At 43.4% G+C, this 12038-nt stretch carries 10 protein-coding genes; 6 read left to right on the forward strand and 4 right to left on the reverse strand.

The window, feature by feature from the left end; all coding sequences use genetic code 11:
* Positions 1–64 precede the first annotated feature (64 nt).
* From ACE1CD_RS21530 to ACE1CD_RS21555, 6 genes are all read left to right on the forward strand, one after another.
* Positions 65–3208, forward strand: coding sequence for an efflux RND transporter permease subunit (locus ACE1CD_RS21530; RefSeq protein ID WP_374826196.1), 3144 nt, complete (start codon positions 65–67; stop codon positions 3206–3208).
* Between the two features lie 57 nt (positions 3209–3265).
* Complete coding sequence (locus tag ACE1CD_RS21535; RefSeq protein WP_374795281.1) at positions 3266–3778, forward strand: hypothetical protein; 513 nt, start codon at positions 3266–3268, stop codon at positions 3776–3778.
* 11 nt (positions 3779–3789) lie between these two features.
* Positions 3790–4494: a two-component system response regulator RppA gene (gene rppA / locus ACE1CD_RS21540; RefSeq protein ID WP_374795282.1), complete on the forward strand. Its 705-nt coding sequence runs from the start codon at positions 3790–3792 to the stop codon at positions 4492–4494.
* Positions 4481–5821, forward strand: a complete 1341-nt coding sequence (gene rppB, locus ACE1CD_RS21545; RefSeq protein ID WP_374795283.1) for a two-component system sensor histidine kinase RppB — start codon at positions 4481–4483, stop codon at positions 5819–5821. The genes rppA and rppB overlap by 14 nt, the downstream gene beginning before the upstream one ends.
* Before the next feature lie 153 nt (positions 5822–5974).
* Entirely contained in the window at positions 5975–6712 is a 738-nt protein-coding gene (locus tag ACE1CD_RS21550; RefSeq protein WP_374795284.1) for a hypothetical protein, read from the forward strand.
* Positions 6713–6810: 98 nt separating this feature from the next.
* Complete coding sequence (locus ACE1CD_RS21555) at positions 6811–7848, forward strand: CHAD domain-containing protein (protein WP_374795286.1); 1038 nt, start codon at positions 6811–6813, stop codon at positions 7846–7848.
* 362 nt (positions 7849–8210) lie between these two features.
* Here ACE1CD_RS21555 and ACE1CD_RS21560 read toward each other — a convergent pair whose 3' ends face one another.
* The 4 genes from ACE1CD_RS21560 to ACE1CD_RS21575 all read right to left on the reverse strand — a co-directional run bounded on the left by ACE1CD_RS21560 (position 8211) and on the right by ACE1CD_RS21575 (position 12033).
* Positions 8211–8828: a hypothetical protein gene (locus ACE1CD_RS21560; protein ID WP_374795288.1), complete on the reverse strand. Its 618-nt coding sequence runs from the start codon at positions 8826–8828 to the stop codon at positions 8211–8213.
* A complete protein-coding gene (locus ACE1CD_RS21565; protein ID WP_374795289.1) occupies positions 8825–10099 on the reverse strand; it encodes an AAA family ATPase in 1275 nt (424 codons plus the stop codon). Before ACE1CD_RS21565 ends, ACE1CD_RS21560 begins: the two co-directional genes overlap by 4 nt.
* A gap of 124 nt (positions 10100–10223) precedes the next feature.
* Positions 10224–11012 (reverse strand): phosphonate ABC transporter, permease protein PhnE, encoded by a 789-nt coding sequence (gene phnE / locus ACE1CD_RS21570; RefSeq protein ID WP_374795291.1) that lies wholly within the window; start codon positions 11010–11012, stop codon positions 10224–10226.
* A gap of 118 nt (positions 11013–11130) precedes the next feature.
* A complete protein-coding gene (locus tag ACE1CD_RS21575; RefSeq protein ID WP_374795292.1) occupies positions 11131–12033 on the reverse strand; it encodes a phosphonate ABC transporter ATP-binding protein in 903 nt (300 codons plus the stop codon).
* Positions 12034–12038 lie beyond the last annotated feature (5 nt).

Genomic DNA, 12038 nt, shown 5'->3' on the forward strand with positions numbered 1-12038 from the left:
AAAGCAATTCGCTATAATTGCTAATCCCTCGCCAATCCCCCAGTTACGAGTTCCTATTACGACAATGCTTAGTGCGATTATCAAATGGGCGATCGCCCGTCGTTGGTTAGTTATTTTAGGTGCAATTGTGGTGACGATTTGGATATTTCGTACCATTATCCAAATGCCTTTAGATGTATTTCCCAGCTTTGCACCACCCCAAGTCGAAATTCAAACCGAAGCACCGGGACTTGCTCCCGAAGAAGTCGAATCCCTCGTAACTTTACCGATTGAAAGTTCGGTAAACGGGACTCCGGGAGTAACAGCAGTACGTTCTGCCAGTGCGGCGGGAATTTCCGTTGTCAAAATTATCTTTAATTGGGAAACTGATATCTATTTAGCTCGACAATTAGTAACAGATCGATTGCAACAAGCACAAAGTAAATTGCCTGAACGAGTAGAAATCCCGCAAATTTCTCCTATTAGTTCTCCTGTAGGCACGGTACTGCAATATGCTTTCACTATTCCCAACGAAACCGCCCAATCTCAAATCGATTTGATGGAAGTGCGGCGCATCGTTGATTGGCAAGTAACCAATCGCCTTTTAGCTGTGCCGGGTGTCAGTCAGGTTGTCGCTTATGGCGGTGACATTCGCCAATATCAAGTATTAGTTGACCCGGAAAAACTGAAAGCTTTTAATGTTTCTCTAGAAAATGTTGTGGAAGCAGGAAAAGCCGCCAATGTCAATGCTCCAGGCGGTTATGCGATCGAACCCGATCGCGAAAAATTAATTCGGGGAATTGGGCGAATTGAATCGATCGAAGAATTAGGGCGATCGGTAATTACTGCACGCAATGGCACGCCCGTCAATATATCCGATGTCGCTGATGTGCAAATAGGTGCAGGTATCAAACGAGGTGATGGTAGTTTTAACGGTCAAAAGGCAGTTATTGTGATGGTTAATAAACAACCTCTTGCCGATACACCAACCGTTACCCGTGCCATTGAAGCGGCAATGGAAGAAATAAAAGCAGGTTTACCTAAAGATATTAAAGTCACCGCTACATTCCGTCAGGAAAACTACATCGATTCTTCCATAGAAAATGTGCGAGAAGCATTATTTGAAGGTGCTATTATCGTTGCCCTTATCCTGATTCCGTTTTTAATGAATTGGCGCAATCTCGCTGTTTGTTTAACAGCATTACCTTTATCGTTGCTAGTGGGAGTGATGATGCTGAATTGGTGGGGACAAGGTTTAAATACAATGACCTTGGGAGGTTTAGCCGTTGCGATCGGTTCAGCCGTTGATGATGCCATTGTCGATGCAGAAAATGTTTATCGTTGTTTGCGAGAAAATAAATATTCCCCCCATCCGCGCCCGGTTTTAGATGTGGTATTTGATGGTTGTCAAGAGGTGCGCGATTCCGTATTTGGAGCTACTATTATTACTTTAGTAGTCTTTTCTCCCGTTTTCGCTTTGAGCGGCGTTGAAGGCAGCATTTTTATTCCAATGGGACTCGGTTATATTGCCGCAGTTGTGGCATCTAGTTTGATTGCGCTAACAGTAACTCCAGCTTTGTGCGCGATTTTGTTACCTCACGGTTACTTGCCAGAAAGAGAACCTTGGGTAGCAAGGTTTTTTAAGTCGCTTTATTATCCTATTTTAAAGTTTTCTGTGAGGTTTTCTGGAATTATTATAGCTTTAGCTATTGCTAGTTTGATAGCGGCAATTGTAATAGTTCCTTCCTTGGGAAGGATATTTTTACCGGAGTTTCAAGAGCAAACTTTGGTGAATACTTTAATGCTATATCCCGGTATGTCTTTGGAGGCTACAAATAGTGCGGGTTTTGCACTTCAAGATGCGCTGAAAAATGACCCCAGATTTCCTTATGTGCAATTGCGTTCCGGACGTGCGCCGGGAGATGGGGATGCAGCGGGGGTTAACTTGGGGCATTTGGATATAGAGTTAAGTGAAGAGGGAATGAAACATAGGGAAAAAACCATTGAAAAGCTGCGGGAAGAGTTTGCTAAATTACCGGGAGTAGCGCCGAATATTGGGGGTTTTATTTCACACCGGATGGATGAGGTGCTGTCTGGGGTGAGGAGTGCGATCGCGATCAAAATTTTCGGCCCAGAATTAGATAAACTTCGCACTCTTGGGGGAGAAGTAAATGATATTATGAAAACTGTCAATGGAATTGTAGATTTGCAGTTAGAACCACAAGTACCGATCGAACAGATTCAGATAAACTTTAATCGCGCTGCTGCTTCTCGATATGGTTTGACAATTGGACAGCTTTCTGAAACAATTGAAACAGCACTAAATGGGCGAGTGGTATCGCAAGTTCTAGAAAAACAACAAACGTTCGATTTAGTTGTTTGGTTAAAGCCAGAAGCACGTCAAAACCTGGATACTATTAGCAACTTGCTAGTTGATACTCCTGACGGTAATAAAATTCCCTTGGCACAAGTAGCCACCATTGACAGCGGTACTGGGCCAAATACTATCAACCGCGAGAATGTTTCTCGTTTGATAGTTGTTTCTGCTAATGCTAGCGGCAGAGATTTACGCTCGATCGTTAACGAGATTAGACAGAAAATTCAGCAACAATTGCAAATACCCTCCGGTTACTACATCCAGTATTCAGGTCAATTTGAAGCGCAAGAAAGAGCCACGCAAAATATCTTAATTTTCAGTGCGATCGCCTTTGTTGCAATTACCATCATCATGTACCTTTCCGTCAAATCTATTCCCTCTACCATCATGATTGCGATTAACTTGCCGTTGGCATTAGTGGGAGGAGTATTTTCGGTGGCTATGAGTGGGGGAATTGTTTCGATCGCTTCCTTAGTTGGCTTTGTTACTTTGTTTGGAGTAGCCACTCGTAACGGCTTGTTACTGGTGGATAACTACAATAGTAAATATGCTGAAGGAATGCCTTTGAAAGAAGTTTTGATTAAAGGTTCGATGGAACGGCTAAATTCTATTTTAATGACCGCTTTTACTTCGGCTTTAGGTTTAGCACCTTTGGTAGTTGAAAGTGGCCCAGGTAAGGAAATTCTGCAACCGCTATCTATAGTAGTATTGGGTGGTTTGTTTACTTCTACGGCATTAACGCTCGTAGTGTTGCCCGCTTTATACGCTAAATTTGGAAAATTTTTCATGCCGAAACGAACTCTATCTGTTTACGAACAGGAGAGCGCTACTCATGCCGGAATTTCATCTTAATTTGATTTTTCACAAATCGGTACAATTTATAACTTTTACACTCAAGGAGCAAACAGTATGAAATCGCTAAACACCAGCTTAATTGTTTTCGGCAGCGTAGGGTTGCTTTTACTGACAGCTTGTAGTAATGGAACCCAAGGAAGTAATTCAACTAGCAACCCCGCTAACTCTGTCGCCTCTTCTCCCTCTCAAACTCAGTCTTCTACTCCCAACACATCGACAAATCAAACAGCTGCAAAATCAGACCATTCCCAATCATCAAAAGGAGGTCAAGTAGTCGAGACGGGAACTTATCACCTAGAGTTTGTTCCGGAGAAAGAACAAAACGGAACTCATTTAGATTTCTATTTACAAAAAGGTGACAACCACGAACCAGTACCTAATGCGAAAGTAACAGCTTTAGTTCAGTTACCGGATGGAACGCAGAAAACTGTAAACTTGTCTTATGATGCTGAGGGCAAACACTACGCTGTTTTACTTCCCGAAACAGCACCCGGTCAGTATCAGGTCAAGATGATTGCCGATATTAATGGCGAAACAGTGAACGGTCGTTTTAACTTTAACAAATAGAAACTAATTTTATGAGAGTCTTGCTAGTTGAAGACGAACCCGATTTAGGGGCGGCTATTAAGCGCACATTGCACCAGCAAAAGTATGTAGTTGACTGGGCGCAAGATGGTCAAGAAGCTTGGGATTATCTACAAGATCAGTGGACTCAATACACCCTAGCTATTTTCGATTGGTTGCTGCCAGGAATATCCGGATTAGACTTGTGCAAGCGACTGCGGTCTAAGGGCAATTCTTTGCCTGTGTTAATGCTGACAGCTAAAGACCGAATGGAAGATAAAGTAGCTGGTTTAGATGCTGGTGCGGACGATTATTTGGTGAAGCCGTTTGGGATGGCAGAACTGTTAGCAAGGTTACGCGCTTTGCAGCGGCGATCGCCTCAATTTCAACCCCAACAACTAACTGTGGGAAATCTCACTTTAGATTATGGTAGTTACGCAGTTTCTCTTCAGCAATCCAATGGCAATAGGCAGGCGATTTCCCTCACCACTAAAGAGTTTCAGTTGTTAGAATATTTGATGAAACATCCAAATCAAATTGTTACCAGCGATCGAATTCGCAATCAGCTTTGGGAAATGAGTGCAGAACCAGTTAGTAATGTAGTAGCGGCGCAAATGCGTTTGCTGCGACGCAAACTGTCTTCTAATGACTGCACGATTCCCATCGAAACTATACACGGAATGGGATATCGTCTCAATCTGAGTGATGAATCAAAATAAACTATTTAACCAGACTCGTTGGCGGTTAGCTTCCTGGTATGCAGGAGTTATGGCTTTGATTTTGAGCTTGTGCGGCATAGGCGTTTACAATGCGATCGCTCATGCCCATTTGGTAGCTTTAGACCGGGAAATCGAGTCTGTGGCGGGAACGTTGCACGACAGCCTCGAATTGAAACTCAAGCAACCCGGACGCTTAGAGCCAATTTTACAGCGATTATTACCAAATATATGTCAAATAGGAACCAACTGCCAAAAAGAGCAGTTGAGTTCCCCACGCCATACTTTAGGCATTATTAATCAAGGCAGTTATTATGTTCGTTTATTTGATAATTTCGGTCGTCCGATCGCTATAGCGGGAGATTATCCAGAGGGATTGCCCCTGCAATTAAACAAGGAACTTTGGCAAACTCTACAAGATAGTAAAGGCAATCGCTATCATCAAATTTCCGTAGCGCTGCATACCGATTCTCAGGCAGATTGGGGATACATACAGGTGGGGCGAAACCTCAAAGATTTAGACGATTACCTCAATACAGTGCAATTGATTTTGTGGTTGGGATTGGCAATGGCAATCGTTTTGATAGCGGTTTCTAGCTGGTGGTTAGCGGGTTTAGCAATGCAGCCGATTTACCAATCCTACAGACAAATTCAACAGTTTACAGCCGATGCTGCCCACGAATTGCGGACACCTTTAGCCGCCACGCACGCTACTGTAGAATCAGCGCTGTTGATGCCTCACTTAGATGAAACAGAGGCGCGAGATATTCTCCAAACTATAGAGCGTCAAAACTTTAGGCTGACAAATTTAGTCACCGATTTGCTTTTATTGGCTCGTTTGGATCGACAAAATCTGCCGATGCAAAGTCAAGTTTGTTGCCTCAACGATATGGTTGAAGATCTCATAGAGGAATTTACAGCGTTGGCGCTTTCTGCTGAGGTAAAGCTGACTGCCGATATTCGAGTATTTAATTCACTCAATGTTTTGGGCAACCCCGATCGACTTTATCGCTTGATTTCTAATTTAATTGTCAATGGTATTAAATATACAACTGCTGGCGGTCAGGTAATTGTTGTCTTGGATCGCAGCGATCGCTATGCTCTAATTCATATCCAAGATACTGGTATTGGTATTGCACAGAACGAACAGCACAGAATTTTCGATCGCTTCTATCGAGTCAACAGCGATCGCTCGCGAGGTACAGGTGGGGCGGGATTGGGATTGGCGATCGCCAATGCGATCGCTCGCACGCATGGCGGCAGCTTGAGCGTACAAAGCGAATTGGGCAAAGGTAGCACTTTCACGATTCGATTACCGGCTCTTGCGTAGATATAGCTGGGGCGTCGGGGTTAGGGGCTGGGGAAGAGGGATGGCTCTCCAAAAGTTTAGTAAAAAATTAGCTCGCTAGTCGGTAATCAATGATAGTTATTAAGTAGAAGGTAGAGATCTGTCGCTACCCGTTAACCAATAGAAAAAGTCCTTATGCTGCACTTGGATGGCTTTATACCAAACGAGATGCTGCTTGCACAGCAACATCCTTTGCATGACAACCTGATGCGACACCTTCCCGATACGGAGGTAGCATCTACTGAGGAAATCAGGGAAATTCAGCTGCGCGATCGCATTCCCGGTATCATCAAACGCCTCATCCCTCTCAATCCGCTGGTATCTTGGGAGTACTGGTGGTGCGTTCCCGGTCGAATTCTTTTACCTGAAGATGTGGCAGTTTTGCAAAGCGATCGGCCCAGGCTGGAAGCCATTTTAGCCAAACTCGTTTGGCTTTTGGGAGGAAACTGCTTTGCAGATAATACTCCTGTAGACTGCGATTCGCCTCCTGTTTACGATTGGCAGCAGGTACTGGCGTTTGTAGAAGCCTGCGGAATGAAACCCTACTTATTAGATATCGATTTTTTGCCGACGGCGATCGATCCTACTCCCATTGCACCCCGTAACGGAAATGGCGAAAGTGCAAAAAAATCTCAAAAGTACGTTGCGATCGAACCCGCGCACTGGCACATCGAGTTTTTTGAAATTCTACCCATAGAGGGAGGTTTTCAACTCGCTTTTCCCAAAAAGCTATGTAGTTGTCAAATTTGGACTGGCAGACCATTTATTAAAAACTTGGAAACTGGAGAAACGGTTACCCGCTATGACTTGTGGGTTTCTAGCCCCCACGATTTAATTAACCCGCCTTGGCTAGACCAATTGGTCAATAGTTAACAATAGCTTAATTAACACAATCAAAAAACTTTTCTAGCCCGCTCATCTTAACACCAGGCTTTTTATTGCTAGCGACGCAAATAATTGGAGAACTAACTATGACAGTAGATACCCCAACAAAAGCAAAAACTTTAGGCGACTGGGCTTACTTGGCAGTTGAGAAACACTTTCACAAAACCCTCAAGCACGAAGCAGATGTTCTCAAAGATAAAGATCCCGAAGCCTTGCACCAAATGCGCGTCGGTATGCGTCGCCTGCGTACAGCCGTAACCGGTTTTGCACCCGCTTTAAATTTGCCTAAAGAAGCTCAAGAGAAAATTATTGGCAAAATTGCTCGCACTTTAGGAATACTGAGAGATTTAGACGTTCTTCAGGAAAGCCTTGAAAGCCATTACCGACCGGAGTTACCCAAGTCGGAACAGAAAGTTGTAGATACTGCTTTAGATTATTTAGCTCAACAGCGTCAACCAGCTTTTAAAGATGTAAAATCCACTCTAGAAAAGTCGCGTTATCTGAATATGAAGCGAGCTTTTCTAGATTGGCTAGAACAACCCAGTTATCGCGAAATGGCTAATTTACCAATTCTGGAAGTGCTACCAGATTTATTGCTGCCGCAAATCAGCGAACTGTTGCTTCATCCAGGCTGGCTGGTGGGAACCAAAGCTGAAAAAGCAGAAATTCATCTGCTTAAAGATATGAGCCATAAAGCCGTAGAACAAGAATTAGCAGTGCATGGAGAAGCTCTGCACAGCCTACGCAAACAAACCAAACGAGTGCGCTATCAAATGGAACTATTTACTAACTTCTACGGAGCCACTTATCAAGCTTATTTAGAAGACATGAAAACCATCCAAAGCATATTAGGCGAAATTCAAGATAGCGTAGTTTTAGCTGAATTTCTTGCCGAAGCTTTGGGTTCAAAAACTGACAAGTTGCCTCGCGATATATCTGAAAAACTTGCAGAAAGCCGTTATCAAGCGTGGCAGCAGTGGCAACCTTTACAACAGCGATATTTGCATATTCAAATTCGCCAATCTTTCCGTTCCGAATTGCTGCGACCGAAAGGAGTTTATGGAAATGAATTAGTAGGTGGTAATCTTGCATCTACGAATGGAACAGTTAAAACTAAAAAATAACAATGCCAGAAACCGGGTTTCTCTGTATAAAAGCAACGCAATTTTGGTTTTTGGATTGCAAGAAACCCGGTTTTTTACCACGATTGAAAACTACATCGCTTCTAGAGCGCCAGTCCACTAGAATAAATTGACAAAAACAACGAAATATGTATTATGTAGGGGCGAAGCATTCGGGCGACAATCGATCGCGCCATCTGCAACAATTTTTATGTCCGTAGGCGATAGCCTGCCGGCAGGCATATGCTTCGCCCTGCCGAGGTCTCTATCCGCATACATATCTATCATGTTTTGTCAACCACTTTTACTGGACTGGCGCTCTAGGTGTTGACGCAGTTTACTGCTCAAAGTATCCATATTGAAATCTACTGCGGCGGAAACCATTCTTGCAATCTCTCTTTTAATTCCTGAAAAGCAGCGTCTTCACATCTTACAAGCGATACCTTTTTAGCCAAGTTTATAAATAAATTAGCAGAGGGATGTTTGCGTGCTTGGCGCAAAACTTCTTCCATCAGTTCTTTCGGGCGATGCGGTTTTATAGCCTCTTGTTGCCAATAGTTTTTCTGTTGAGCAATATTGCGAATCTCATCCCAAGACTTTCCCAAAACGTTAGGAACTACATCTGACGATGACCACACCCAAATTTCTAGTTCTGGCTCGATGACAATAGTTGCACTGCGATTTGACCAACCATTTTGATTTAAAGAGGTTTGGACTTTCTCTTTAATTTGACTAGCACCTGGGCTACCTTTCCATTCAGCATCTAATAAAACTAAAGCATAAGTAAACTGGTTAAGATACAGACTGAGAAACTGAGATGCTTCGCCATAAACCCCTGGATCTCTATTAGGATGAGCATAAATTGCAAAGTTTTGCTCCTTCTGAAGCTGTCGAATTCCCAAAGATCTGTACCGTTCTTCTAGTAATGTGTTAATAACTGCTTCCTGCTGGCTGTCTGCTACTAATACTACCAAGTCTTTCATCCCAGCACCCCAGCTGCATAAAGGGTTGCAAGGGAAATTTGACCGTGCCAGTTTTGCAAGCTTGGGTGCTTATCTCCAGATACTATATCTATAGCTCCGGAAGGGTTTTTCGCAAAACACAACATTTGCTCTGTTTTAGCTAAAGCTAAAAACAATGGGGAGTGAGTCGCTAGTAAGATTTGACTATCATAAACAGAAGAAAGGGACAAAAAAACTGCTTCGATCGCTTTGGGGTGAATGCCATTTTCTGGTTCTTCAATTAAGTAAATTCCTTCATGAAATGGTATATAAGCCAGCAAGGTGAGAGCCAGCATCCGGAGAGTACCATCAGAAAGTAACCAAGATGGAACTGGTTCACCACCAGATTTATATTGGATGGCTAAATATAAATGTTTGTCTTCCGATCGTTCTTGAACAAGGATCTTTTGCACATCTGTTAATACGGTACGAATATGCGCCACCCAGTCTCGAAATACTTCCGGGTTATTTTTCTCTAAATCTTGAACTACAAGAGGTAAGTTTGAGCCATCGACTTTGAAGGTACGCACTTCAGAAGGACTGCAAGGACGGCGCATAGCAATACTATTGAGCGCCAAAATATGTATTCCTTGAAGCAAAATATCCCGTACCCACATTGATATAGGAAATCGCTTATCTTGAGGTAGCCCTCCCAAAGATGACTTACCACTTCCCAATCTGAACATCATGTTCCAATCACTAGATTCACCACGGAAATAGTCGTTCCCAGATTCGAGTATTTTATTAACAACTTTACGCCAGCCTCTGGGAGGTCTGTTTCTCCCTGGTGCTTTAAATAGGGTGTTTGGTGCGACAGGTTCCGTGGGAAACTGTAAGCGTTGTTCTTCAGGTTTTTCTAGATTTTTCTCTGCATCATTGTGCAACCACAGAGTTTCGCCTGCGATCGCTAGTTCGCCGTTTTCCTCTTTGGTAAAGCCTACTTCATAACGAGCGTATTGATAGCGAGATGCTAGTTTTTCAGGAACTCTTAACTCTATGGCTAATTCAAAGCCTGGTGCAGATTGATGGAAAATTAATTGGTCAACGTTGGTAGCACGTCCGATCGGATTTTGAAAGTTTTGCAACAGAGCATTATCTAGTCCCTCGCGCACGTAATCTCCCAGTAACGCTACAACATCCAGAAAAGAACTTTTCCCAGAGGCGTTAGGCCCAATCAGCACTTGGAAGGGTAGCAAAGGGCGATCGATATACCGCAAACATCTATAGTTGAGTGCTTGCACACGACTCAGCATAAGTTATATGTTTATCTACTACTCTTAATATATTCTGAATTGGCCAAGCCACGCAAAAATATAATGGCTAGGCAAAAACCTCCTTACCACTGCAATAATAAAGTTAATTTCTACAGTTTGAAAACTACATCGCTTCTAGGTGTTGACGCAATTTGCTGCTCAAAGTATCAATTAAGGTGACAACAACTAACAACACTAACATCATAGTTGTTGCTTTTGTGTATTCAAAACCTCTGATATAATTGACTAATTCAAAGCCAATCCCTCCCGCGCCAACTACACCGAGTACAGAAGCAGCGCGAATGTTGTACTCAAACATATATAAGGTGTAGCCCAATCCTAATGGCAGTACTTGCGGTAAGATGCCGTATTGGGCAATTTGTAGCCAAGATGCACCCGACACTTGCAAAGATTCTATGGAACGCGGGTCTATAGATTCTATTGCTTCTTGATAAAATTTACCCAAATATCCAATAGTATAAATTCCCAAAGCCAAAGTTCCGGCTGGCGCACCCAATCCTGTGGCTGCAACAAACAATAATCCCAAAACTATGGAAGGAACAGAACGCACTGCATTTTGCAATAAGTTAGCTAATAATTGCAGCCAACGGGGAGCTAAATTGCGGGCGGAAAATATGGCGATCGGCAAGGAAAGAATTGCTCCGATTGTTGTTCCCCACAGAGACATTTGGATTGTTTCAATTAATCGCACAACCGCAATATCTAATATTTCTAAATTGGGAGGCCACAATCTCGATATAAAATCGGTAACATAAGGCCAGCTATTTTTGAGGAGTGTAAGATCGACTTTCAGCCCTTGTAATGCCCAACCGTAAACTAAAATTACACCGCATAGAATCAGTAAACGATTAACCCAGAAATACCGCTTCCAAAAGCTCACAAAATGTTTCATCGGTGATTGGTCATTGGTTATTAGTGATTAGTCATCGATCATTGGCCATTAGTCATTATCTCTAAACTAGATTCTTTTTTTTGACTTTTGACTTTTGACTTTTGACTTTTGACTTTACTTAGTTCGATCGCACAAACTCTGCAAACTGGGATTGTAAGTTTTGGCAGGGGCCATCGTAAACGATCCGACCGGCATCGAGGACGATCGCACGTTCTGCGTAGGCAGATGCTAAGCTCAAATCGTGCAAAACCGTCACAATTGTCATGCCTTTTTGGGAGTGCAAATCTGATAAAATATCCATCACTTGTTTCGCTGCCATGACATCCAAACCTGTGATGGGTTCATCTGCGAGGAGAATCTGAGGATTTTGGATCAGTGCGCGGGCGATCGCTACTCTTTGTTGCTGTCCGCCGCTGAGTTGTCCGGTTTTTTGATAAGCTTGCTCTTTCAACCCCAACTGTGCTAATAAATCCAGCGCCAAACGGCGATCGCTTTTCGGAAATCCCCACAAAGTTTGCCAAGTCGGTAGCCCTCCCAAGCGTCCGCACAGCACATTTTCAATTGCAGATAGCTGACGAATTAACCCACCGCCTTGAAATAACATTCCGATGTCGCGTCTGGTAGAGACAGTTTTGACAAAGGGCCATCGCGATCGCAGGCGGGACGCCTGCTCCACAAGAGAGAAATTTTTTGTGTTTGTTGTGGAACGGGACGCCTGCTCCACAAGAGAGAAATTTTTTGTGTTTGTTGTGGAACAACTTCTTGTGGAACGGGCGTCTCGCCCGTCATCCCCTCCCTCGACAAAATTGCCACAAGTTACCACACCATTAATGCGAATAATTCCGCGTTGCAATGGCACCAAACCGACCATTGCCCTTAACAATGTAGACTTACCCGCACCATTGAGTCCCAACAAAGCGACAAACTCGCCAGCATTAATTGTGCAATCGATACCGTTGAGTATCGGACGCCTCAGAGAAGCGCTGTAGCGCGTTTCTAGATTTTCGCATTCAATCGTCATCAGTC

It is taken from the genome of Aerosakkonema sp. BLCC-F183 (assembly GCF_041929145.1).
GTDB lineage: Bacteria > Cyanobacteriota > Cyanobacteriia > Cyanobacteriales > Aerosakkonemataceae > Aerosakkonema.